Origin of the sequence: Streptomyces zagrosensis, assembly GCF_014203645.1 — a bacterium.
Lineage (GTDB): Bacteria > Actinomycetota > Actinomycetes > Streptomycetales > Streptomycetaceae > Streptomyces > Streptomyces zagrosensis.
This window is the reverse complement of sequence record NZ_JACHJL010000010.1, coordinates 210,783-234,429: the sequence shown is the minus strand read 5'-3', so window position 1 is coordinate 234,429 and position 23,647 is coordinate 210,783. Positions and strand designations below refer to the sequence as shown.

At 70.9% G+C, this 23,647-nt stretch carries 22 protein-coding genes and 1 pseudogene; 9 read left to right on the top strand and 14 right to left on the bottom strand.

Features of this window, described 5'->3' with window-relative positions:
- Nucleotides 1-25 precede the first annotated feature (25 nt).
- Nucleotides 26-394: pseudogene (locus tag FHS42_RS39395) on the top strand (EamA family transporter); the annotation flags it as partial.
- A gap of 699 nt (nt 395-1,093) precedes the next feature.
- Here FHS42_RS39395 and FHS42_RS20165 read toward each other — a convergent pair.
- On the bottom strand, nt 1,094-1,996 hold the full coding sequence (locus FHS42_RS20165) for an alpha/beta fold hydrolase (RefSeq protein WP_184574040.1): 903 nt from the start codon (nt 1,994-1,996) through the stop codon (nt 1,094-1,096).
- A 286-nt stretch (nt 1,997-2,282) separates the two neighbouring features.
- On the opposite strand from FHS42_RS20165, the gene FHS42_RS20160 reads away from it, so the two are divergent.
- Entirely contained in the window at nt 2,283-2,681 is a 399-nt protein-coding gene (locus FHS42_RS20160; RefSeq protein ID WP_184573866.1) for a DUF2795 domain-containing protein, read from the top strand.
- A gap of 139 nt (nt 2,682-2,820) precedes the next feature.
- On the opposite strand, the gene FHS42_RS20155 is transcribed toward FHS42_RS20160, so the two are convergent.
- Nucleotides 2,821-3,567 (bottom strand): SDR family oxidoreductase, encoded by a 747-nt coding sequence (locus tag FHS42_RS20155; protein WP_184573864.1) that lies wholly within the window; start codon nt 3,565-3,567, stop codon nt 2,821-2,823.
- 347 nt (nt 3,568-3,914) lie between these two features.
- On the opposite strand from FHS42_RS20155, the gene FHS42_RS20150 reads away from it, so the two are divergent.
- On the top strand, nt 3,915-4,691 hold the full coding sequence (locus tag FHS42_RS20150) for a GntR family transcriptional regulator (RefSeq protein WP_184573862.1): 777 nt from the start codon (nt 3,915-3,917) through the stop codon (nt 4,689-4,691).
- Between the two features lie 196 nt (nt 4,692-4,887).
- Here the strand turns inward: FHS42_RS20150 and FHS42_RS20145 are convergent, their stop codons facing one another.
- Together FHS42_RS20145 and FHS42_RS20140 are read right to left on the bottom strand one after the other, a co-directional pair.
- Nucleotides 4,888-6,045, bottom strand: coding sequence for an ROK family transcriptional regulator (locus tag FHS42_RS20145; RefSeq protein WP_184573860.1), 1,158 nt, complete (start codon nt 6,043-6,045; stop codon nt 4,888-4,890).
- A gap of 193 nt (nt 6,046-6,238) precedes the next feature.
- A complete protein-coding gene (locus FHS42_RS20140; RefSeq protein WP_184573858.1) occupies nt 6,239-6,889 on the bottom strand; it encodes a response regulator transcription factor in 651 nt (216 codons plus the stop codon).
- A gap of 249 nt (nt 6,890-7,138) precedes the next feature.
- On the opposite strand from FHS42_RS20140, the gene FHS42_RS20135 reads away from it, so the two are divergent.
- Entirely contained in the window at nt 7,139-7,606 is a 468-nt protein-coding gene (locus tag FHS42_RS20135; RefSeq protein WP_184573856.1) for a hypothetical protein, read from the top strand.
- A gap of 113 nt (nt 7,607-7,719) precedes the next feature.
- Here FHS42_RS20135 and FHS42_RS20130 read toward each other — a convergent pair whose 3' ends face one another.
- Entirely contained in the window at nt 7,720-9,006 is a 1,287-nt protein-coding gene (locus FHS42_RS20130; RefSeq protein WP_184574038.1) for a sensor histidine kinase, read from the bottom strand.
- Nucleotides 9,007-9,122: 116 nt separating this feature from the next.
- Here FHS42_RS20130 and FHS42_RS20125 point away from each other — a divergent pair, with 116 nt between their 5' ends.
- Together FHS42_RS20125 and FHS42_RS20120 are read left to right on the top strand one after the other, a co-directional pair.
- Nucleotides 9,123-10,052, top strand: coding sequence for an ABC transporter ATP-binding protein (locus FHS42_RS20125; protein ID WP_184573854.1), 930 nt, complete (start codon nt 9,123-9,125; stop codon nt 10,050-10,052).
- 4 nt (nt 10,053-10,056) lie between these two features.
- On the top strand, nt 10,057-10,797 hold the full coding sequence (locus FHS42_RS20120; RefSeq protein ID WP_184573852.1) for an ABC transporter permease subunit: 741 nt from the start codon (nt 10,057-10,059) through the stop codon (nt 10,795-10,797).
- 108 nt (nt 10,798-10,905) lie between these two features.
- Here the strand turns inward: FHS42_RS20120 and mug are convergent, their stop codons facing one another.
- The 3 genes from mug to FHS42_RS20105 all read right to left on the bottom strand — a co-directional run bounded on the left by mug (nt 10,906) and on the right by FHS42_RS20105 (nt 13,847).
- On the bottom strand, nt 10,906-11,442 hold the full coding sequence (gene mug, locus FHS42_RS20115) for a G/U mismatch-specific DNA glycosylase (protein ID WP_184574036.1): 537 nt from the start codon (nt 11,440-11,442) through the stop codon (nt 10,906-10,908).
- Nucleotides 11,439-12,872 carry an adenylosuccinate lyase gene (gene purB, locus FHS42_RS20110; protein WP_184573850.1) on the bottom strand — a complete coding sequence of 478 codons (1,434 nt, stop codon included), beginning with the start codon at nt 12,870-12,872 and terminating at the stop codon, nt 11,439-11,441. The genes mug and purB overlap by 4 nt, the downstream gene beginning before the upstream one ends.
- A gap of 153 nt (nt 12,873-13,025) precedes the next feature.
- Nucleotides 13,026-13,847: an SGNH/GDSL hydrolase family protein gene (locus tag FHS42_RS20105; RefSeq protein WP_184574034.1), complete on the bottom strand. Its 822-nt coding sequence runs from the start codon at nt 13,845-13,847 to the stop codon at nt 13,026-13,028.
- A gap of 190 nt (nt 13,848-14,037) precedes the next feature.
- Between FHS42_RS20105 and FHS42_RS39155 the strand changes: the two genes are divergently transcribed.
- Nucleotides 14,038-14,571 carry a MazG-like family protein gene (locus FHS42_RS39155; protein WP_376772640.1) on the top strand — a complete coding sequence of 178 codons (534 nt, stop codon included), beginning with the start codon at nt 14,038-14,040 and terminating at the stop codon, nt 14,569-14,571.
- A gap of 239 nt (nt 14,572-14,810) precedes the next feature.
- On the opposite strand, the gene FHS42_RS20095 is transcribed toward FHS42_RS39155, so the two are convergent.
- The 3 genes from FHS42_RS20095 to FHS42_RS20085 all read right to left on the bottom strand — a co-directional run bounded on the left by FHS42_RS20095 (nt 14,811) and on the right by FHS42_RS20085 (nt 18,708).
- Nucleotides 14,811-15,830, bottom strand: a complete 1,020-nt coding sequence (locus FHS42_RS20095; RefSeq protein ID WP_184573848.1) for a hemolysin family protein — start codon at nt 15,828-15,830, stop codon at nt 14,811-14,813.
- Complete coding sequence (locus FHS42_RS20090; protein WP_246495006.1) at nt 15,827-17,347, bottom strand: hemolysin family protein; 1,521 nt, start codon at nt 17,345-17,347, stop codon at nt 15,827-15,829. The genes FHS42_RS20095 and FHS42_RS20090 overlap by 4 nt, the downstream gene beginning before the upstream one ends.
- A 470-nt stretch (nt 17,348-17,817) precedes the next feature.
- Nucleotides 17,818-18,708 carry an LLM class F420-dependent oxidoreductase gene (locus FHS42_RS20085; RefSeq protein ID WP_184573846.1) on the bottom strand — a complete coding sequence of 297 codons (891 nt, stop codon included), beginning with the start codon at nt 18,706-18,708 and terminating at the stop codon, nt 17,818-17,820.
- 329 nt (nt 18,709-19,037) lie between these two features.
- On the opposite strand from FHS42_RS20085, the gene FHS42_RS38260 reads away from it, so the two are divergent.
- Both FHS42_RS38260 and FHS42_RS20080 read left to right on the top strand, forming a co-directional pair.
- Nucleotides 19,038-19,166: a hypothetical protein gene (locus tag FHS42_RS38260; protein WP_281392812.1), complete on the top strand. Its 129-nt coding sequence runs from the start codon at nt 19,038-19,040 to the stop codon at nt 19,164-19,166.
- An 88-nt stretch (nt 19,167-19,254) separates the two neighbouring features.
- Entirely contained in the window at nt 19,255-20,040 is a 786-nt protein-coding gene (locus FHS42_RS20080) for a thioesterase II family protein (RefSeq protein WP_281392811.1), read from the top strand.
- A gap of 177 nt (nt 20,041-20,217) precedes the next feature.
- On the opposite strand, the gene bioD is transcribed toward FHS42_RS20080, so the two are convergent.
- From bioD to bioB, 3 genes are read right to left on the bottom strand one after another with little or no spacing between them, the layout of a single operon-like run.
- Nucleotides 20,218-20,937 (bottom strand): dethiobiotin synthase, encoded by a 720-nt coding sequence (gene bioD, locus FHS42_RS20075; RefSeq protein ID WP_184573844.1) that lies wholly within the window; start codon nt 20,935-20,937, stop codon nt 20,218-20,220.
- A gap of 44 nt (nt 20,938-20,981) precedes the next feature.
- Nucleotides 20,982-22,301 (bottom strand): adenosylmethionine--8-amino-7-oxononanoate transaminase, encoded by a 1,320-nt coding sequence (locus tag FHS42_RS20070; protein WP_184573842.1) that lies wholly within the window; start codon nt 22,299-22,301, stop codon nt 20,982-20,984.
- Nucleotides 22,294-23,559 carry a biotin synthase BioB gene (gene bioB / locus FHS42_RS20065; RefSeq protein WP_184573840.1) on the bottom strand — a complete coding sequence of 422 codons (1,266 nt, stop codon included), beginning with the start codon at nt 23,557-23,559 and terminating at the stop codon, nt 22,294-22,296. The genes FHS42_RS20070 and bioB overlap by 8 nt, the downstream gene beginning before the upstream one ends.
- Nucleotides 23,560-23,647: the final 88 nt, after the last annotated feature.

Sequence of the window (23,647 nt, the reverse complement as noted above, 5' to 3'; positions counted from 1 at the left end):
CGCCTTGCTGCCTAGCGTCGCCCACATGGATCGCAGTAACTCCTCCCAGCAGCGGCGTGGTGCCCTGCTCGCCGCCGTTGCCTGTGTGCTCGTCGGCGGCTCCTTCACCGCCAACAGCGTGCTCGGTGACTTCCCGCACGCCGGCGGGCAGGCCCTTCGCTACGCGGTGGCCTGCCTCTTGTTGGTGCCGCTCACCGGACGCGGCGGCCTTGCGCCATTGCGCGCGCTGACCGCGCGGCAATGGGTACGCCTCGCCCTGCTCGCGGGGGTCGGAATGGTCGGCTTCAACATGGCGGTGCTCGCGGCGGAGCGCACCTCCGAACCCGCCGTGCCCGGTGTCTTCGTGGGGTGTGCGCCCGTGGTGGTGGCGGTGATCGCCCCCGCGCTCGACGGCCGCCGCCCCACCCGTGCGGTGTGTTGCGGCGCGCTGTTCGTCGCGATGGGTGCCTTCACCGTCCAGGGCTGGGGGCGGGCGGACGCCAGCGGGATCGCCTGGTCCGTGGCGGCGCTTTGCGGCGAGGTCGGGTTCGCTGTCCTCGCCGTGCCGGTGTTGCGCACGATCGGCCCCGTCCTGCTGTCGGCCGCCGCGTGCGGCCTTGGGGCCGTGGAAGCGCTGGGGCTCGCCTTGTTGGTGGACGGAGGAGGATGGCTGCGCATGCCGGACTCGGGTGAGGCGGTCGCCCTGCTGTGGCAGGCCCTGATCGTCACCGTGATCGGCTTTGTGTGCTGGTACCGGGGGCTTCAGCGCATCGGTCCCGAACGGGCCACGCTCTTCTCCGGCTTGATCCCGGTCGCTGCTGCCGCGACGGCGCCGATCGTCGGAGTCGGCGGCTACGGCCCCGCGCAGGCGGCGGGCAGCCTGCTGGTCGGCGCGGGTGTGGCCGTGGGCGCCGGGGTACTGGGCAGGCGGTGGCGGGACGCGGCACCCAGCAGCGGCACGCCGGAGGTAGCCATGACCGAGCCGCCCGCCGGCACAGCGGCATCGGGGCCTGCGGCGCCCGGTCGGGCGTCCGCATCGGCCGGTGTGGCGGGGCCCGACTCCCTGCCCGTACGTCCCACCGCGGCCCCCGCCGACGCTGCGACGGCTTGTTCGTCAGGCGGAGGCGCTGGCGCTGGCGCAGGCGCTGAGCGCTTTGGCGCCGCTACTGCGTGTGGCGCCGGCCGTGGGCCTGGTGGCGTCGAGGACGACGCGGGAGACCAGCGCGGGGTCGTCGTTCATCGGCACATGGCCGCAACCAGGCAGGCGGATGAGCCGGGCCCCGGGGATGACGCGCTTGGCGCGGATTCCCTGCCGGGGTAGCAGCAGCCGGTCCGCGGCGCCCCAGGCGATGGTGACCGGCACATTCGGTATGTCCTGCGTGTAGCGAACGGTTCGGCCGGCGGCGAGGGTCGGCGTGAAGCCGACGCCGTGCCGCATCGCCTGGGCCTCGGCCACGACGCTCTCCGGTGCCCGCTTGCCGGGGCGGGCGTAGATGGCGCCGACGAGTGCGGCGCGGCCCGCGGCGGTGCGTGCCACCTGGGCGACGAACGGTTCCGGCATGGCCCGGGCGGCGTGGTACATCATGCGGAGCACGCCGAAGCCGTAGCGCCGCTCGGACTCATTCCAAAATCCCGCGGGGGACAGCGTGGTGACGGTGCGCGCATGTCCAGTGCGGGCGAGTTCGAGCGCCAGCAGCCCACCCAGCGAGTTGCCCACCACATGCGGTCGCTCAAGGCCCAAGGTGCGAAAGAGCTGGGCCAGTACGGGCACCACGCCGTGCGTGTCGTAGCCGACTCCGGCGGGCAGCGCGCCCGACGCGCCGAAGCCTGGCAGATCGACGGCGAACACCTCGCGCTCGGCAGCCAGGATGTTCAGTACGGGCTCCCACGCCTGCCAGTGATGCGCGACGCCGTGCAGCAGTACCACTGGTTCTCCCGCCCCCCGCCTTTCGTAGGCGATGTCGATCGGCACGGTGCCGGCGGCGACGTCATGGGCGAAGGAGATCGTTTCGGTCATGGGGGGCTCCGTCTCTTCCGGGGCGAGGGTCTTGTTGGACAGCATGTCAGCAAGGGTTACCGCTGGGTAGACCTTGGCTGGTCGCAATCGACACAGCGCCGTCTGTCGGGAGCCTGAGCCGGCCGGCCGCTGCCGACCCCGCCCCCTACCTCGGCTGACCACGGGCGGGTCGGCGGCGTGTCGCTCGTGCCGGGCGGGGAACCCGAAGGGGGCACACGGGCGGACCGGCCGGTACAGCGCGACCGGTCAGGCGCCTGACCAGGCATCGGACCACCGAGGAAGCCTCATGAACGCTCACGAGAACAAGACCGGGCCCCTGCACGACGACGAGCTGAAAAAGCGCATGCAGGGTGAGCTGAAGAGCGGCCACTCGACCCGCGCCCGGGAGGAGCGCGAGCCGGAGCCGCCGGGCGAGGACCAGCCCGCTGCGAGCCGCTCGCCCTACACCCCGCTGTCTGGCGCGACGCCGCCGGGCATGACCCCCGAGGACGTGCAACTGCGCACCGAACTGGCCCAGCACCTCGGGCGCAGCGTCTACCCGGCCGACCGCGCGAGGGTGCTCGACACGCTGCGCGAGCACCATGCCCCAGACCGGCTCATCGATACGGCGGCGGAGCTTCCCGAAGGGCAGAAGTACGGCAACGTACAGGACATCGTCCGAACGCTCGGGCGCGGCGGCGAGTAGCGGACTCCGGGCCGTGCGGCTGGCACCCCGCCTTCGGCCCCGCCTCCGGCCCGGCCCGCGGCCCGGGGCGCGGGCCGGGCGGCTGCTGACACTGTTGGTACAGGGCGCCTGCTGCCCGGCCCCGAGCGTGGAGCTGTGCTCAAAGGCCCCCGGCGACGCGCAGTACCGCGCCGGTGGCGTACGAGGCGTCGGCCGACATGAGCCAGGCGATGGCGCCCGCGATCTCCTCCGGTTCACCGGGACGGCCCATCGGCACCCGGTCCGGATTGCGCCACGGCCGCTCGGGATCGCCCATCGTGGCGTGGATATCGGTCACGGTCATTCCGGGCTGTACGCAATTGACGCGAATGCCCTCGACGGCAAGCTCCTTGGAGAGCCCCACCGTCATCGCGTCCACGGCGGCCTTGCTCGCCGCGTAATGCACATACTCGCCGGGGCTGCCGGTGGTGGAGCTGGCCGATGACACGTTCACTATCGCCCCGCCCGTGCCACCGCGCCGGGTGGACATGTCGCGAGCCGCACGGCGGGCGCACAACAGCGCGCCCGTCACATTCACGTCGATCACCCGCCGCATGGCCTCGGGCGAAGTGTCGGTGAAGCGGCCGAGTAGGCCCGTAATTCCGGCGTTGTTCACCAGCCCGGTGACTACGCCCAGTTTCTGCCTCGTAGTGTCGAACAGGTCATCCACTTGACCTGCGTCGCTCGTGTCGGCCCGTACCGTCACACACCGCACACCCTCCGCGCGGACCTTCATCGCCGTGGCCTGCGCGGCGTCGGCGGCGCGCTCGTACCCGATGGCGATGTGGTGGCCGGCTCGGGCCAGCCGGATGGCGACGGCTGCGCCGATGCCTCTGCTACCGCCCGTGACGACCGTGACCTGATCCACTGCCCCGCTCCCTGCTGTCGTGTCCGGCGCCCTCGGGCCCCGTGCGGGCCTGCGGGACGCTTCCGTTCTTGCGCCGTGTCGCCGCAGGGGCGGCCCGGCCCGTCAGGACCGTAAGGCCCGTCGGCCCTGACGCTACCGGAGGCCCGCAGAAGGCCGACGCGTGGATTGGTCTTGACCAAGGTGACGTACCGTCCTATCGTCACACCCATACTGAAACAACCTTTAATAAAGAAGCGCGCATAACTCAATACGCGGTGCGGCGCGAGCCCGCACCGTAGTGCGCTTGATCCAGTCGGACGCGCGGCCGGTGCGAGACCGGCCCGGACACGGTGATCGTGGAGGACAGGGTGGGGACCACGCAGCTCAATACGGTGCCGGAGCCGAAGTATTGGCACCTGAAGACGGTGCTCAGCACCGCGCTCGACTCGGAATTCGCGGTGGGTGAGATCCTGCCCAACGAGCGCGAACTCGCGGCGCGGTTCGGCGTCGCACGCGCCACGCTGCGGCAGGCCCTTGAGCAGTTGGAGCTGGAGGGCAGACTCCAGCGCCGCCGAGGTGTCGGCACCACCGTGGCACCGCCCCGGATGGGCGTGGCGGTCGGGGACAGCAAGCACGTGTGGCCCGGTGCGGTTGCCGACCCGTGGCAGGCGTTGGACAGCACGCAGGGCGAGGTGCCCGCCGCCGTGGCCCAGTTCCTTGGCGCCTCGCCCGACGAGCTCGTGTACACCGTGCGGCGGGCGCTGACCACAGCTGGTCAGCCGGTCGCCGCCGAATTGCTGTACGTGCCGGCCGGCTCCGTGCCCGCACTGAACCCCAGCGAGGTCGCCGCCGTCCCGGCCGGGGTCAGCGTGGTCCCGGCGGCGAGCGGGCCGACTCGCGCCCGTACCGTGCTGCGGGAACTACACCGGATGGAACTCGAAGGCCAGGAGCGGGCGGTAGAGCTCGGCTCGGCCCGCGCGGACGATGCGAGGGCCCTCGATCGGCTGCCCGGTGCGCCGGTGCTGGTCGTCACCACCCGCTACCTGGCCGAGGGCCGCACGGCAGCCGTCAGCGTGGCGACGTACCGCGCCGACACCTGCCGCCTCACCTTCGGCGACACCGGCCCCGACCTGCTGGCGGGCTGAACCCCTCCCGCGCCCGCGGCCGTTCCGCCTGCCCTCGGGCCTCGTGCTCCTACGAGCCGTCGCTGACGGCCGTGGCCGCACGGAGCGCGATGGCCAGCAGCCGGCACCAGTCGTAGTGACCCCCGCCCTGCCGCACACCGCGGGGCGGGGGGCACCGCGCGCGGCGGGGAAACCACGATCCACCCGCGCACCGGCACTACCGACGGGCCGTCACCGTGCTCTCCACCGCGAACAGTTCCGCTTCCACATGGTCAAGCGCCAAGCGCAGCGCACCCGTGGCGATGGCTGCCTCACCGAGCACGGACTGGGCGACCAGCGGCGGACGCAGGCAGTAGCGGGCCAATTCGCCTCGCAGCGGGTCGAGTACGCCATCGAGCCCGGCCGCCCAGCCGCCGACGACGACCAGTTCGGGATCGAGCGCGAGCGCCAGCGCCGCCACATGGTGCACCAGCCGACGGATGAACCGGGCCTCCGCCGCCTGGGCCCGGCTATCGCCCGCCCTGGCCAGCGCGAAAACCCTGGCCACCTGCTCCTCGTCCAGTGGGTGCAACGGCTCCCCGGTGGTGGAAAGCACCTCCTCGGGCGGCGCCTCGCCACCCAGCAGATGCAGCGCCCCGATCTCCCCGGCCGCGCCGCCGAAGCCCCGGTGCAGTCGCCCGCCGATCAGCGCACCGGCCCCCGGGCTCAGCCCGGCCAGCACGAAGACGACGTCATCGGAGTGGGTCGCCGCGCCCTTCCAGTGCTCGGCGACGGCCGCGGTGTTCGCGTCGTTCTCCACCAGGACCGGGCACCGAAACGAGCGGCGCAACCGGTCACCGAGCGGCAATCCGGTCCAGCCCGGTAGGGCCGTACCCAGCCGTACGGTTCCTTCGGCGTCCACGATGCCCGGGCTGCCCACGCCGACCGCGCGCAGCGAACTACGGGCCACCCCCGCCCGCTTCAAAAGATCCGCGATGGCCCCGCGCAACCGCTCCAGCCGCTCGTCCGCCGATGCCGCCACCGAAACGTCCCTGGACACCGAGCCGAGGAGTTGGCCATCCAGGTCGGAGAGCAGCGCCGCGACACGGTGCGGGCCGATCTCGATGCCGCACAGATGCCCCGCCTCCGCCCGAAAGCGGAACTTGCGCGCTGGGCGCCCCTGACGGCGGGTCTCGCCCTCTTCCGCGGGCGTCTCCACCACCAGGCCGCTGTCCGTGAGTCCCTCGATGACGCCCTCGACGGTCGGCCGGGAGAGCCCGGTGACCCGCACGAGATCCGTGAGGGTCGCGGAGTCAGCCGATCGCAGCGCGTGCAGCACCACAGCGGAGTTGATCCGCCGCAGCAATGACGGGTCCCCGCCGGTGAGCCGCCCCAATCCGGTCTCCCTACCTGTGCGTGTTTGCCGGATCGTATCCGCTACCGCTGGTCCCGGCGACTCTCGCCTTCCGCTTCTTTTCCCCTCTTCCTTAATCTTCTTCAATCTTTTTTGATCTTCTTCGCTCTGTGGCTCTTCGCCCCGCGCTCGTCGCTCCGCACCGGTCCGCCTTCCCCGTAAGAGCCAAGGACACTCAGCGCGGTGAGACGAACCCTGACTCGTACGCGGCGATGACCGCCTGAGTGCGATCGCGCGCGCCAAGCTTCGCGAGCACCGCACTGACGTGGCTCTTCACCGTCTCCGTGCCGACCACAAGGTGTTCGGCGATCTCTGCGTTGGATAGGCCGCGCGCCATCAGCCGCAGCACCTCCGCTTCACGGCCGGTCAGCGCCGCACGCTCCAGCACAGCGCGCGCCCGCGCGTTACCGTGGGCCGCCGCTAGCGATCGTACGGCGGCTGGGAAGAGCAGCGACTCGCCCTCGGCCACCAGTCGCACGGCATGCACGATCTCGGCCGGACGCGCGCGCTTGAGAAGAAAGCCGGCGGCGCCCGCGCGCAGCGCTTCGTAGACGTAACTGTCGTTCTCAAACGTCGTCACCACAAGAATCTTCGGCGGCTGTGGTACCGACCGCAGCACGGCGCGCGTCGCCTCGATGCCGTCGATGAGGGGCATGCGCACGTCCATGGCGACCACATCGGGGCGCAACTGCCGTACCAACGGCACCACTGACGCCCCATCGGCGGCCTCTCCGACCACCTTGATGTCGGGCTGGTCCTCAAGGATCGCGCGCAGCCCAGCCCGTACGAGCTGTTCGTCATCGACGAGAAGGACGGTTACCGGCATCTGATCACTCTAGTGAGGGCAGGGCACAGGCCAGCGCGCGGAGCGTCATCCCACCGATGCGGACGTCATGAGTGCCGCTCCGCCCGCGGGCGTTGACCTAGCGGTGGCAGCTCACGTAGGGGCGCGACCGAGCAGCATTGATCCGGGCGATGGTCTCGGCGCTTGCGCGGGGCCACGAGGCAAGCGCGCGCCGGCACTCATCGGTGAACGCGTGCCACTTGGCGGCACGCAGCCTGCCATGCTGCCCGCATGAGAACCCTCACCGCCATCGCCGTGGCTGGTGCGCTCGTCCTTGCCGTGTCGGCCTGCGGTGGCTCCGACGTCGGCGACGGCAAGGCCGAGCCCCAGCCCGGCACGTCGAAGGCCTCGATCAGCCAAGTCACCACGCCCAGCCAGGCACCCGCCGGAGAACCGGGCACGCCTCCGCTTTCCACGCACTACGAAGGCATGGCCGCGGCCCCTTCGGACATGAGTGATCGCGCCAAGCAGGACCTCCTGGGCCTCAAGACGCTCGAACTACAGGTCGCCTTGCGGGAGATCGATCCATCACTCGGCGCCCCCGCGGACGTCAACAAGGCAGTGCAGCAATGTGTACGCCTCCGAAGCGACAACGATTCCAAGGACGCGGCACAACGATTCAGCTCCCCGCACCACCAGGTGACCGAGGCTGACGGCAAGCGCATCAATGCGATGCTGCGCGAGCGCTTTTGCCCCTAGAAAGCAGAGCCCAGTGTGACGCGGGTGCCATCGTGCAGCGAGGGCCGGAGCCGTGCCCGGGAGCTCCACGCCCAACCGGCGCACGGCCCAGCGGGCCCGCTCCCGGGCGAAGGTCAGCAGAGCCGGTCCAGTGGCAGGCAGACGTGCACCCGCCACTGGCCGCCTTCGGGCCCAGTCCGCGCATCGCCGCCGAGCAGGGTGGCCCGTTCCCGGATGTTACGCAGCCCACTGCCGCGGTCCACCAGGCCGCTGCCACCGTCCGCCGGGTGGTCGGCGGGGGTGGGCAGCGGATTGCGGACGTCCAGTTCCAGGCCGGTGCCCGAGACGGCGACGCGTACCGCGACCGGAACCGGCCCAGCGTGTCGCAGTACGTTCGTCAGCGACTCCTGCACGATGCGATACCCCTCCCGGGATAGCGGCCCCGGCAGCTGCTCGACCGCGCCGGTCACCTCGGCATCGACCGGAGCCCCGGCGGCCCGGGCCGACTCCAGGAGGCGTTCCACGTCGGTGAGGGCCGGTCGCCGCTCGATGTCCTGCGGGCCCACCGCACTGTCCTGGCGCAGCAACCGCAGCACCCGCTCCAGATCGCCCAGGGCCCGCCGGCCGGTGTCCTCGATGGCGACCAGCGCACGCTCGGTGAACTCCGCAGAGCCCGCCAAACGCGCCGCACCCGCCTGCACCACGGCGATGGTTAGCGCGTGCCCGATCGAGTCGTGCAACTCGCGGGCCAGCCGGTTGTGCTCAAGCAGCCGCTCCGTACGCTCCTCGACCACCGCCAGCCGCTCATCGGCGGACGGGGCGAGCAGCCAGCGCGCCACCTGGGCCAGCGTGGCCCCGGCCACCACCACCAGCGCGGCCAACGCGGCCAGCGGAAGGGGAACAAGGAGGACGAACCAGCCTCCGGGCCCGGCGATCAGCACCCCCGAAAGCACCGGCAGCCACACCGTAGCCATCAGCACCGCCGTCCCGGCCAGCACCCGCACCAGCAGCCACAGCACGGTCCGTCCCCGGTCAGCCCAGGTGCGCGCGGGCGCAAGGGAGATATCCGACTCGGTCAGCCCGTACCGACCGTGGCCCGCGGCGGCACCGTGCCGGTCCACCGACGCTGGCAAGCCCGGCCGCTCTTGCCACGCCGCGTCGTCCTGCGGCTGGGCCGACCGGCCCGGCATGAGCATCAGCCGCGCCTGCACGCCCTCCGCCAGTCGTACCACCGGCACCAGGCCCAGCACGATCAACAGCGGCACCGGCAGCATGAGGAAACCCGCCCAGCTCAACGGGCCCTGCGCCGACACACCAGGAAAGACAAACAGGCAGATCGCCGCGAAGACCCCGCCGACCAGCATATGCAGCCAGCGGGTGTAGGTGACGGCCTGCGTAAGCGGTCTGAACAGGGAGTTCATCGAGTACACGGCCACATCGTGCCAGGGCGAGCCGCCCGACGGCTCCCCCGCCCGGGGGAGGAGGAACCCGCGCGTGGGGGAGGCGGCGACCTCGCCCACGGCGGCAGCCTGACGGCATGACCTCGATCGATGTACGGGAACTTCGCAAGACATACGGCTCCGTTCGCGCCGTGGACGGGGTCACCTGCACCGTGGAACCGGGCCGGGTGACGGGCTTCCTCGGCCCCAACGGGGCGGGCAAGTCCTCGACCATGCGCATCGCGCTCGGCCTCGACCGACCCACCGCCGGCCGGGTGACCATCGGCGGCCGTCCCTACCGCGCCGCTACCCGCCCCCTGCGGCTGGTCGGCGCGCTCCTTGACGCCGGTGCCGCATCCGGTGCCCGTACCGCCCAAGACCATCTGCGCTGCCTCGCATACAGCAATGACCTCCCGCTCGGCCGGGTCGCTGCGGTGCTGGCCGAGACCGGGCTTGAGACCGTCGCACGGCGGCGCGTCGGCACCTTCTCACTCGGCATGCGACAACGGCTCGGCGTCGCCGCCGCGCTGCTCGGCGACCCACCCGTGCTGATGCTGGACGAGCCGACCAACGGCCTCGATCCCGAGGGCATCATCTGGATACGGGACCTGATGCGCCAACTGGCCGCCGAGGGCCGCACCGTGCTGGTCTCCAGCCATCTGATGAGCGAGACCGCCCGTACCGCCGACCACCTGATCGTCCTGGGCCGCGGGCGGCTGCTCGCCGACACCTCGATGGCCGCCTTCATCGCCGAGCACAGCAGCTCGCGGGTGTGGCTGCGCACCACCGAACCGGAGCGGCTGCGTGACCTGCTGACCGCGGCGGGGCTCGCAGGCTCTCCCAACGGAGACGGCCGGTGGCAGGTGGACGGTGCGTCGGCGGCGCAGATCGGTGCGCTCGCCGCGGCCCAGGGCCTTCCGCTACTCGAACTCACCGATGACCAAGCCTCCTTGGAAGAGGCATACCTAAAGCTGACGGCCAGTGCCACGGAGTACGCCTCCGCGCCAGCTGCCGCGAAGGGAACGTAAAGCCATGACCGTCACCTCGGTTCTGCGCTCGGAGTGGGCCAAGGTCCACACCGTGCACGCCCCCCTCATCTCGCTCGCCTGTGTCCTGCTGACCACGGTCGGCATCTCGGCCCTGGCCTGCGCCACCTATAGCCCCGACGACGCTGCGGACGACTTCGACCCGGTCTTCTATTCCTTCTTCGGCCTCTCCTTCGGGCAGTTGGCCGCGCTGTGCTTCGGCGTGCTGGTGGTGACGGGGGAGTACAAGGGCGGCGCCCTGAGCATCTCGCTGGCTGCGGTGCCACGCCGCGGACTGCTCTACGGTTGCAAGCTCGCGGTCATCGGTGGTCTCGGCCTCACGGTCGGCCTGGTGACGGGCTTCGCATCCTTCCTCGGTGGCCAGGCGCTGCTCGGTGACCGCGGGGTCGGCCTCGGCGAGGAGGGCGCGCTGCGCGCCGCCCTGGGCTGCGGGCTCTACCTGGGCCTGATCGCGGTATTGGCGGCGGGCGTTGCCACCTTGCTGCGCGGCCCGGTCGCGGCGCTCGGCCTGCTGATCCCGGTGCTGACCTTCGTACAGCCCGTCCTTGGCGCCACATCGGCGGTGTACGACGTGACCCGGTTTCTTCCGGATGCGGCGGGCCAGAGCATCCTGCACGCCACACCTGAGCAGGGCCTCGGCCCCTGGACGGGCCTGGCGGTTCTCGCGCTCTGGACGGCGGCGCTGGCGGTAGCGGGCTGGTCGGCCCTGGAGCGGCGCGACGCGTAGCCGGCCGCGGGGCGCCGATGGCGGGCGTGCGGGCCGCTCGCGGGGTTGCGCCCCGCAACGCCGGATGACGGCGCCCGGGCCCGGGCCGGCGCCCGGCCCCGTACCGGCTCAGTCCGTCGCAGCGGCGCGCAGCCGCCCGTACTCCGCGGCCATCGCGTCCAGGCTCCAATGGGCATTCAGCCCACTGGGGTTGGGCAGTACCCACACGCGGGTGTCGCCCAGCGGGGTGTCCTGTGGGCCGATGCGGGCCTTGCGGTCGGCGAAGGCGACGCGGTACGCGGTGACGCCGACGACCGCGAGCCAGGCCGGACGCAGCCGCGTCACCTTCTCGCGCAGTATCCGCCCGCCCTCGCGGTACTCCTCATCGCTGAGCTCATCAGCCCGCGCGCTGGCCCGCGCGACGACGTTGGTGATACCGAGCCCGTAGGCGAGCAACTCCTGCTCTTCGTCGGGCCGCAGCCGCCGCGGCGTGAACCCGGAGGCGTGCAACACCGGCCAAAAGCGATTGCCGGGGCGGGCGAAGTGGTGGCCGGTGGCCGCCGACATCAACCCTGGGTTGATGCCACAGAACAGGACATGCAACCCCTCCGCGACCACGTCGGGTACGACGCGGTCGCGGGCGGCTGCCAGCTCATCGGGGGTCAGAGGATCGCCCCCGGGGCGTAACCGGCGGCCTGCGGATGCTGCTTGGTGATCTCCTCGACGCGGGCCACGACGGAGGCCACCTGGCTGCCGGCGGCGCCGGTGAAGGACAACTTGTCGGCCATCAGGGCATCCAGCGCCGCCCGGTCCAGCGGCAGGCGCTCATCCGCGGCCAGCGTGTCCAAAAGCTCGTTGCGCTCGGCGCCCTGCTCACGCATGGCCAGCGCCGCGGCTACCGCGTTCTCCTTGATCGCCTCATGCGCCTCCTCGCGTCCGACGCCGGCACGCACGGCGCCCATCAGCACCTTGGTCGTGGCCAGGAACGGCAGATAGCGGTCCAGCTCACGGGCGACGACGGCGGGGAAGGCGCCGAATTCGTCCAACACCGTCAGGAACGTCTCCAGGAGTCCATCGAGCGCGAAGAACGCGTCCGGCAGTGCGACACGGCGCACCACCGAGCAGGACACATCACCCTCGTTCCACTGGTCACCGGAGAGCTCGCCGACCATCGACGCGTAGCCGCGCAGGATCACCATCAGGCCGTTCACCCGCTCACAAGAACGCGTGTTCATCTTGTGGGGCATCGCGGACGAGCCGACCTGGCCCGGTTTGAAGCCCTCGGTGACCAATTCGTGCCCGGCCATCAGTCGAATCGTCTTGGCGATCGAGGAGGGGGCGGCGGCCAGCTGGACCAGGGAGGTGACCACCTCGTAGTCCAGCGAGCGCGGGTAGACCTGGCCGACCGAGGTGAAGACCTGGCCGAAACCGAGGTGCCCGGCGATCCGCTGCTCAAGGTCCGCCAGCTTCCCCGCGTCGCCGCCGAGTAGATCGAGCATGTCCTGCGCGGTGCCGACCGGGCCCTTGATGCCGCGCAGCGGGTAGCGGTCCAGCAGTTCCGCAAGGCGCGCGAAGGCGACGAGTAGTTCATCGGCGCCGGTGGCGAAGCGCTTGCCGAGCGTCGTGGTCTGGGCAGCGACATTGTGCGAGCGCCCGGCCATGACCAGCTCGGCGTGCTCGGCGGCCAGGCGTGCGAGCCGTGCGAGCACCGCGATCGTGCGGTCGCGCATCAGCTCAAGCGAGAGCCGTACCTGCAACTGCTCGACGTTCTCGGTCAGGTCCCGGGACGTCATGCCCTTGTGTACCTGCTCGTGCCCGGCGAGTGCGTTGAACTCCTCGATACGGGCCTTCACATCGTGCCGGGTGACCTTCTCGCGCTCGGCGATCGACTCCAGGTCCACGGTGTCCAGGACCCGCTCGTAGTCGGCGATGGCGGAGTCCGGCACCTCGATGCCGAGATCCTTTTGGGCGCGCAGCACGGCCAGCCACAGCCGCCTCTCCAGCGTCACCTTGTACTCGGGGGACCACAGGACAGCCAGCTCCGCCGAGGCGTAGCGGCTGGCCAGGACGTTCGGGATGCGCGGCTTAGCAGTCACGGGCGCACAGTCTACTGGCGATACCCGCAGGCCAGCGCCGCGCCCCGGAGGGCACCGCGTCGATGCTGGCCAGGGCGGGGCGGGCAGGGCCACCGGACGGGGCCGGGCAGCAGGGCGAAACGGCGGGCCGGCTCTGGAGGAACAGCGGCTTGGTCAACTGCCTGGGGCCGGTCGGGGAGCGGGCGCCTCCTTCGCGGCCTCGCCCGGCAGCAGGAGAGGCAGCAACTCGGCACGCTTGGGGGAGCGGCCGTCACCGGAGGAACGGCCGGTCAGCCGCCGACCGATCCATGGCCCGAGATGCTGCCGGGCGAACCGCACATCCGCGCCGCGCCGGGTCCGCCAACCCGGCAGCACCGGCGGCGGCAGCGCCTCGTTCCAGTCGTACGAAGGCGCGAGCCCGATCGCCTGCCACACGGCCTCCGCTACCCGGCGGTGCCCTTCCGCGTTCAGATGCAGCCGGTCATCCGCCCACATCCGCCCATCGCCAAGGACCGGCGAGCCGAGCAGGTCCACGACCACCGCGCCATGCCGCGCAGCGAGGGCGTCGATGTGCGCGAACAGCCGCTCCATGCGCGGCCTGCCCCGCTCAAGCAGCGGGCCGCGCCGTCCCGGGCTGTGCATCAGCACGAGCTGGCGACAGCTGGGCGCCAGGCGCTCCACGGCCTCCTCCAGCCGTGCGCCGACCCGCGCCATGTCGCACGTGGGACGCAGGACGTCGTTGAGCCCGCCCACCAGCGTCACCAGGTCCGCGCGCATCGCCGCCGCCGGCGCGACCTGCTCATCGACGATCTGGCCGATCAGCTTGCCGCGCACCGCGAGGTTGGCGTACCGGAAGTCGGAGGTGTGGGCGGCGAGCCGCGTGGCCAGGAGGTCGGCCCAGCCTCGGTAGGTGCCATCGGGCAGCGCATCGGACATGCCCTCGGTAAAAGAGTCGCCGACCGCGACAAAACTGGAGTATGTGGCGTTGATCTGCATGGCGGTAGCGATCATATCGTCAGGTTGTGTCCGGCCACCGGGCCCGGTCACTGCTCTGTGCCCCTTCTCGTTGCGTCTCACTTTTTGTGTCATTTCTGTCGTCTGTGCCGCTTCGACAGTTCCTGTCGTTCTCGTTGTACTCGCCGTTTCCGTCAGTGACCCGACATCCGTCCCATGAGGAGATCGTCCAATGACCGAGCGCCTGAGCGCCGACCAGATCAGGGCCGACCAACTCGACGCCTTGCACGAGCTAGAGGCCCGCGCCACAACCGAGGCCCGCCCCGGCTCAGCCGCGCCCGCCGTCCTGGAGGGGCCCGCCGTACTCGCCGCACATGACAGCGGGCAGGCGCCAGCTGCCCCGCAGGGCCAGGCCACGGAGGCAGGGCCGCCGGGGGTGGCGCTGTGGGAGGTGGCTCGCCAGTCCGTGGCCTGGCTGGATGCCGCCAACGCCGCACGCGGCCGTGCCGAGGAGACGGCGCTGCGACTGCTGAAGATCGCTGAGGAGTCGGGCGAGGTGATGCAGGCGTATATCGGGCTCACTGGTCAAAACCCGCGCAAGGGCGTCACCCACCGGCGCGCGGACGTCGCTGCCGAGCTCTGCGATGTGATCCTCACGGCCGCCGTCGCCCTGCACGATTTCAGCGACGATCCGGCCGCCACCCTGGATGCCCACGTCCGAAACGTCGCCCACCGGTTGCGAGCGCACACCGAGGACCCGACATGATCCACCGGCCGCTGTCCCTGCTGCGCCGCGCGCCTCCCGCTCGATGCGCAGCCCGCGTCCGCGCGGAGCGCAACCGCCGGCCGTCCGGCTCCGCCCACCGGAGCCCGGTCGTCCGCCGCGGCCAGCAAACCGGAGCGAAGTCGTCCGAGTAGACGCGAGGCCGGTGCCCGTGGCCCGCACTGGCGAGCCACGGACACCGGCGACAAACCCCGCGGGGCCTGGACGGGAAAGCGACGGGCTTACGCGCTGGGCGCCGGGCCCACCAGTTCCCGTAGGACGTCCTCCATGGTGACGAGCCCGGCCAGCCGGCTGTGCTCGTCGATGACGGCCGCGAGATGGGTGCTCGTGCCCCGCATGGCGGTCAGCACGTCATCGAGCGGCGTCGCGGCCCGCACCCGGGCGATGGGCCGCAACTGCTCCGGTCGGAACGCCACGTCGCGCGGCCGGGCGTCCAGCGCGTCCTTCACGTGCAGATAGCCCAGGATGCGCCCGCTGCCATCGACGACGGGAAAGCGCGAGAACCCGGAGGTGGCCGACAAGCTCTCCAGCCCCTCGGGGGAGACCCCGAGCCTGGCCGTGACGACCCGATCGACCGAAAGCACCACATCGCGCACCGGACGGCGACCCAGCTCCAAGGCGTCTCGCAACCGCTCGGTGGCCCGGTCATCCAGCAGTCCTGCCTCGCTGGAGTCGGCGACCATCCGGGCCAGGTCGGCATCCGAGAACGATGCGGTCACCTCGTCCTTGGTCTCCACCCGCAACAGCCTGAGCAGCGTGTTCGCGAACGCGTTCACCGTGAAGATCACCGGGCGCAGCGCACGCGACATGGCCACCAGCGGCGGGCCAAGAAGCAGCGCGGAGCGTACGGGCTCGGCGAGTGCGATGTTCTTCGGCACCATCTCGCCGAAGAGCATGTGGAGATACGTGGCCACCGCCAGCGCGATGACGAAGGCGATCGGATGGGTCAGCCCATCAGGCACGCCCACCGCGTGGAACACCGGCTCCAGCAGGTGCGCGATGGCCGGCTCGGCGACGATGCCGAGCACCAGCGTGCACAGCGTGATGCCCAGTTGCGCCGCCGCCATCAGGGCCGAGACGTGTTCGAGCCCCCACAGCACGCTGCGGGCCCGCCGATCGCCCTGCTCGGCGTGCGGCTCGATCTGGCTGCGTCGCACCGAGATCAGCGCGAACTCAGCTCCCACGAAAAACGCGTTGACCACCAGCGTCAGCAGACCGATCAGCAGTTGGATCGCGGTCATCGGTGGGTCTCCTTTCGCTGTCGGGCCGCATCGACGGGAGCGGTGTCCCGCCCGCGGCGCCATCGGTGGGCGCGGCCGTCATCGGCCGGCGCAGCGGGCCCGGGGCCCGCGCCGGTGGCACTGGTGGCAGGGGTGGCACTGGTTCCGTTGGTAGTGCGGGTGGTGCGGGTGGTGCGCGTAGTGCCGGCTGTGCGAGCGTCGTCCGCCGCGCTGACCAGCGGTGACTGAAGCCGTATGCTCGCGGCGCGGCGCCCCGACGCGTCCGTCACCTCAAGCCGCCAGCCCTCGACCTCCAATGTGTCGCCCTGGACCGGGATGCGCCCCAGCTCGCTGGCGATCAGCCCGGCCAGCGTCTCGTACGGGCCCTCCGGCGCCCGCAGCCCGATCGACCGCAACTGGTCGATGCGGGCCGAGCCGTCCGCGTCGTACAGCGCGCGGCCCTGCGGGTCGGTGCCGCGCGGCGCCAGGTCCGGCGTCTCCTGCGGGTCGTGTTCGTCGCGTACCTCGCCGACGACCTCCTCGACGATGTCCTCCAGGGTGACCACACCGGCCGTGCCGCCGTACTCGTCGATGACGACGGCCATGGTGCGCTTGCCGGAGAGTCGGTCCAAGAGCCGGTCCACGGTCAGTGACTCGGGGACGAGTAGCGGGTCGCGCAACAACTCGGAGATCGGATGCCGGTGCCGGCGCTCGGCGGGCACGGCCAGGACGTCCTTGATGTGGGCGACACCGACGACCGTGTCGAGGCTGCCCCGATAGACAGGGAAGCGGGACAGACCGGTGGCCCGGGTGGCGTTGGCCACATCCTCGGCGGTGGCCTGCACATCGAGCGCCATCACCTGGACCCGTGGCGTCATCACGTTCTCCGCCGAGAGCTCGGCCAGGTTCAGTGTGCGCACGAACAGCTCCGCGGTGTCCCGGTCGAGGGCGCCCGCCCGCGCGGAGTGGCGGGCGAGTGCGACCAGCTCCTGCGGGCCGCGCGCCGAGGCCAGCTCCTCCGCGGGTTCGAGGCCGAAGCGCCGCACCACGCGGTTGGCGGTGTTGTTGAGATGGGAGATGAACGGGCGAAAGGCCGCGCTGAAGATGCGCTGCGGGGTGGCGACCCGCTTGGCCACCGGCAGCGGCTTGGAGATCGCCCAGTTCTTGGGAACCAGCTCGCCGACCACCATCAGGACCAACGTGGACAGCACGGTGCCCACCACCAGCGCGACGGAGCCCACAGCGGAGGCGGGCACCCCCGCGGCCTTGAGCGGCCCGCCCAGCAGTGCGGCGATCGATGGCTTGGCGAGCATGCCGACGATCAGATTCGTGACGGTGATGCCGAGCTGGGCGCCAGAGAGCTGGAAGGTGAGGCTGCGTACCGCCTTCAACGCGCTCTCGGCGCCGCGCTCGCCCCGATCAACGGCCCGCTCCAGTTCGGCACGCTCGACCGTGGTCAGCGAGAACTCCGCCGCTACGAAGGCGCCACAGGCCAACGACAGAAGGAGCGCCAGCGCGAGAAGAAGCACTTCAATCATCGGTTCACCTCCGTCCCAAGGTCGGGCAGGGACAGGGGCAACGCGCGGTAGCGGCTACTGGGAGGCTCGCCCATGGACGGACGCTCACACCTTTCACAGGGAAGAAGAAGGATCGATCACTCAATCGTAAAGGATGGGCAAAGCGCCAGTCGGGGTGGCGGCGAGGAGCGCGGCGGAACGGCGTTCCTTGCCGCTGCCGACGGCCTGCCGCGCAGCTCGCACGGGGCGGCGGCGCCCGTTGGTGAACGGCCTCGTGCGGACTGCTCGGCTACGCCTTCGCACTCGCCCGTACGCATCCAGGCGCACATCGGCGGGCCGAGGCCGAACGCCTCGATACCCACTCCTGTACTCCGCGGTCACAAGTCAGGCGAGTACCCGCCCCGCCCGGCACCATGCGGCGCTGCCGGCACCGAATCGTTGACCTGGGGCGCCTGCCGCCACGCCGCCCCGTACGCGCCTCGGCGGCCCGCTCAGCTCTCGCGCAGCTCCGCGATCACCGCTCCGAACGCCTCCAGGCAGGGATCGAGCACGGTGAAGTAGGTGAAGCCGAAGCGCTCGCGGTGTGCCCGCACCTGCTCGGCGATCTGCGTAACGGTGCCGACCAGCAGCGCCGGATGCTCCAGCAACTGGTCTTCGGTCAGTCCGCCCGCATGCTGGGCGAACTCCGCGGCAGCGGCCCGCCGGTCGTCCGAGATCACTACCCGCTGCACCAGATAGTTCAGTTCGGCGGGTGCTTCTCGGTCGGCGGCGAACGACTGGTACGCGTTCACCCGCTCCTCCAGCGCGTCCGCGCTGATCATCGACAACGTGCCTTCGGGCGCGCCGGGCGACTGCCTACCACCGGTGAACGCCGCGATCTCGGCATGCCGTGCGGCGAGGCGCAGCACACGGTTGCCGTTGCCGCCGAGCAGCACCGGCGGTCGGGGCGACTGGGCAGGGCGCGGCTGGTGCTCGGGGTCGGTGAGGAGCCGATGCAACTCGATCAGTGTCCGCTCCAGGTGATCGACGCGCTCCCGCGGGGAGCCCCAGGGCAGGCCCGCGGTGTCGTGCTCGGCCTTGACGTAACCGGTGCCAAGGCCCAGCTCCAGCCGACCGCCGGTGAGTTGATCGCAGGTGGCCACCTCGCGGGCGAGGAGCGCGGGGTTCCAAAACCCGGCATTGAGGACGAAGGTGCCCACGCGCGGGCGGGTGGTCGCCTCGGCGGCGGCGACCAGTGCGGGAAAGGGGGCGGGCATGCCCAAATGGTCAGGTACGTGCAGCACGTCGTAGCCAAGTGCCTCGGCACGGCGGCATTTCTCGCGCCACGCCTCGCCCGTTTCTATGGTGAGCATGTTGACGCCGAAGCGGAACGGTCTGGTCACGGCGGCCTCCCTGAGCATGGATAGCGGCAACCTACCCCGGCCGCGTGCCGTTTGAAGCGGGTGGGCCAGCCGCTCAGGAAGGGCACGGGGCGGGGCTCCCCGCGGGTGCTTGAGCGCCGCGCCGGTGCGCGATCCGCCCCCCCCATTCCGGTGAGAGTGGAGTAGGGCGATTACGCCCGAGTGGTAGCGGTTTGTGTCGAGTGTCGGCAACTCGTACTGCGGTGGAGATGCTTATGGGGGTGGCCACGGCGAGTTACGGGTGGCGTGCAGCAAGACAGGGGTTGGCGGGCGCGTTGGTACGGGTGAGGGTGGTGTGAAGTGCGTCGGCGATGCCGTACGCCAGCGGCGCGGACGAGACCGACCCCGCGCCGTATGCGCTGGTCGCGACGGCCCGTACGGCCCGGTGCCGACACCGCGTCACCGTCATGGCCCGGCTGTCCCGTTGCGGCGATGGCTGATGAGATAGGGAGCGTCCGCTGACCCGTTGTGGTGTCGGCGGGTGGCAACCCTCACGGAACGCAGCACGACGAAGGAGCGAGGATAGCTATGAGCACCACGGAATCCACGACCGACGACCTGTGGGTCCGGCGCTTCCATCCCGTAGCCGACAGTCCGCACCGCGTGGTGCTCCTGCCGCACGCAGGAGGGTCCGCTTCCTTCTTCTTCCCCTTCTCCAAGGCCCTGGCCGAGACCACCGACGTGCTCTCGGTGCAGTACCCGGGCCGCCAGGACCGGCGGGCAGAACCGGGGATGGGGAGCGTTGGGGAACTGGCGGACGCCATTTACGAGGCGCTGCAACCCTGGGCGGACCGTCCGCTGGTGCTCTTCGGGCACAGCATGGGTGCGGTGCTCGGCTTCGAGTTGGCGCGCCGCTTCGAGCGGGCGGGGAGCACTCAGTTGGGTGGCCTGATCGCGTCGGGGCGCCGGGCGCCGATCACCTATCGGGAGGAGAACGTCCACCAGCGCGGCGACGATGCGCTGATCGCCGAGATCCGCGCGCTCAGCGGCACCGACAGCGGGGTGTTGGCCGATGAGGAACTGCTGCGGATGGTGTTGCCCGCGATCCGCGCCGACTACAAGGCCATTGAGACCTACCGCTGCGACGTGGACGGCAGCGCGCCCGTACTGCGCTGCCCGATTAGCGTGCTGACCGGCGAGTCGGACCCGCGGGTCTCCTTTGACGAGGCCAAGGCGTGGTCTCGGTTGACCACGGGCGGCTTCACGTTCCGCAGCTTCCCCGGTGGCCACTTCTACCTCACGCCGCAGCAGGACCAGGTGGTGGCGGCCATCGGCGAGGACGTCGCCGCGTTCGCCAACTTGGCCATCGGCTAACTACGCGAGGGCCCCACATCAAGGGCCCCTCCCACAACGGGCGCCGGGCGGCGGCCGGAGCCAGCGGGCTTCGACCGCCGCCCGGTGGCATGCGCCGTGGCGTCATGCCGCCACTTCGCTGGGTGTTCACCGCCGGCGAAATCCGTACATTGCGGGCATTCATTACGCGCAGCGCCGCTACGCGTCGTGAAGCGAAGCCGCGAACGTCGCGGCGTCCCAGGTGCCACCGAGCGCCGGAGCCAGCCAACCGGCCGCCGCCATGCGGAAGTCCGCCGGTGATCGCGCACCAGCGCCTGCCGGGATGGCCCCAAGAAGCGGGACACCGGAGGCGTCCGGCATGTCGGAGAGGTTGCAGCGGGTGGCGAGGTCGGGGGCGGCGGGGAAGCTGCCGAACACCACCCCAAGACAGGTGACGCCGCGAGTTTGCAGTGCCTCCGTGGTCAGCGCCGCAGCGTTGAGCGTGCCAAGCCCCGCGCGCGCCACCACCAGAACCGGCGCGTTGAGGAGTTGCGCCACGTCCGCCAGCGACGAGCCCGCCTCGTCGAAGCGTACGAGCAGGCCGCCCGCGCCCTCGACCAGCACCAGGTCATGGTTGCCGGCCAGGGTGCGCGCCGCCCGCTCCACCTCGCGCGGGCGCACCGGCGCGCGCCCGGCGCGGCGAGCCGCGGTCGCCGGGGCCAACGGGTCGGGGAAGCGGGCGAGTTCGGAGCCGGTGACCTCGCCGGCGAGCCGCTGTACCTCGGCGATGTCGCCCGGTTCGTCCTTTTGCACGCCGGTCTGGGCGGGCTTGAGTACGGCTACGGTACGGCCCTGAGCCAGGGCAACGGCCGCCATTGCCGCGGTCGTCACGGTCTTGCCGATCTCCGTGTCAGTGCCGGTGACGATCACCGTGCTCATCTGCGGTCCATGCCTTTCTCGTGAAGTGGTGCTCGTGACCGCGGTCAGCCCTCGCTCGCCCTGGTGGCGGCGCACATCGCCGCCGTGATGCGGGCTAGATCCTGGTCGCCGGTGATGTACGGGGGCATCGTGTAGATCAGGTCGCGGAACGGGCGGAGCCACACGCCGCTGCGGATGGCCGCATCGGACGCCGCCGCCATGCGTGCCTCGTCCAGCGGTCGCTCCAACTGGATGGCGCCGATCGCGCCGAGCACCCGTACCGACGCCACCCCCGGCAGCGTGGCAGCCTCACTGAGACCGTCGATGAGCCCCGTCTCGATCCGCTTCACCTCGGCCTGCCAGTCGTGGGACAGCAGCAGGTCGATGGAGGCGTTGGCGACGGCAGTGGCCAGCGGGTTGCCCATGAAGGTCGGCCCATGGGCGAGGACGGGCACATCGCCACCCGAAATCCCCTGAGCCACCTCGGTGGTGCACAGAGCAGCCGCCAAGGTCAGATAGCCGCCGGTGATCGCCTTGCCCACACACATCACATCGGGGGCGACATTGGCGTGGTCGGCGGCGAACAGGGCCCCGGTGCGACCGAAGCCGGTGGCGATCTCGTCGAAGATCAGCAGCACTCCGTACGCGTCACACGCCTGCCGCAGTGCGCGCAGATAGCCGGGGGAGTGGAAGCGCATGCCGCCCGCGTTTTGCACCACCGGCTCGACGATGACCGCCGCCAACTCGTCGGCGTGCAGCGCTATCAACTCGTGCAGCTCGCGCACGTACGCGGCGTCGGGCTCGGCGTCGAAGCCGGCGGGCGGCTGGTCGGCGAAGACCTGCCGGGGCAGCGCGCCCTGCCAGATGTGGTGCATCCCGCCATCGGGGTCGCATACCGACATCGGCTGCCAGGTGTCACCGTGGTAGCCGCCGCGCCAGGTCAGCAGGCGCTGCTTGGCGGGCTTGCCGGCCGAGCGCCAGTATTGGAGGCACATCTTGATGGCCACCTCGACCGACACCGACCCGGAGTCCGCCAAGAAGACGTGCTGAAGCGGCTCGGGGGTAATCTCCACCAGCTTGGTGGCGAGCCGAATGGCGGGCTCATGGGTGAGCCCGCCGAACATCACATGGCTCATCCGCCCCAACTGGCTGTGCGCGGCCTCGTTGAGCACCGGGTGGTTGTAGCCATGGATGGCCGACCACCATGACGCCATGCCGTCGATCAACTCGCTGACACCGGCCACCGGTTCCGCCAGTTGAAGCCTGACGCCGGCCGCCGATTCCACGAGGAGGGGGCGGTTGCGCCCCGGCATCGGCCCGTAGGGATGCCACACATGCTGCTGGTCGAGTTCGAGCAGCCGTGCGGGGCTCATCGGTTCAGGCATTGGGCGGCAGGTCCGTTCCCGCGCCACGGCGGCGTACCGCGACCGGGCCGGCGTGCGATGGCCTGGACGGCGCTGCGGCTGCGACTGCCGTGGCCGGCTGCGGGTCCTTCGCCAGGTCACCGGCCACCCCGTCGCGCACCGTGTCATCACCACAGGGGCCGCAGCCACCACCGCCGTGCGAACCGCAACTCCCGGCGGCCGGCGCGTCGTGTCCGGTGAGCGGGCCGTGGCCGCCGGCGGCGGCGAGCGCGTCCGCCCGGTGCTGGGGCAGCGTCGTGGTGTCGGCGCCCTCCACCTCGAACCCGGCGTCGGCGATCATCGCCAGATCAACCTGGCCCGCCTGCCCCTCGCTGGTCAGGTAGTCACCCAGGAAGATGGAGTTGACCAGGTGCAGCGCCAGCGGCTGCATCGACCGCAGGTGCACCTCGCGCCCGCCGGCCAGCCGTACCTCCACATCGGGGCATACGAACCGCGTCATGGCCAAGATGCGCAGACAGCGCTGCGGGGTGAGGTTCCACTCCTTGGCCAGCGGCGTCCCCTCAAAGGGGATGAGGAAGTTGACCGGTACCGAGTCCGGGTTGAGTTCGCGCAACGAGAAGACCACATCGATCAAATCCGCATCGCTCTCGCCCATGCCCGCGATCAGACCCGAGCAGGCGGACATGCCCGCAGCCTGGGCCTGCTGCACGGTCTCCACCCGGTCCGCGTAAGTGTGCGTGGACGTGATGGCGCCATAGGTCGCCTCGGAGGTGTTCAGATTGTGGTTGTACGCATCGGCGCCCGCCTCCCGCAGCCGCGTCGCCTGCCCATCGGAGAGCAGCCCAAGGCACGCACACACCTCGACGCCCTCGTTTTGCTCCTTGATGGCCGCGATGGTCTGCGAGACCCGGTCCACGTCACGGTCGGTCGGCCCGCGCCCGCTGGCGACCAGGCAAACGCGCTTCGCGCCACCCGCCACACCGGCCGCGGCGGCCTGCGACGCCTCGTCAGGCTTGAGCCAGGTGTACTTCAGAATCTCGGCCTTCGAACCGAGCCGCTGTGAGCAATACGAACAGTCCTCGGGGCACAGCCCCGACTTGAGGTTGACGAGGTAGTTGAGCTTGACCCGGCGCCCGAACCACTGGCGGCGCACCCGCCCGGCGGCGGCCACCACATCCAGCAGTTCTTCGTCGGACGTCGCCAGCACGGCGAGCGCCTCATCCCGGGTCGGCAACTCGCGCCGCAACCCCTTGTCTACCAGCGTCTTCAGCAGGTCCATGGCGCTGATCCTGTCTCATGGCGGCGCTCGCGGCCAAGGAGAGATCGCACAACGAGTAGAGCTGGAGGTGTGTGCATCACCACACCCT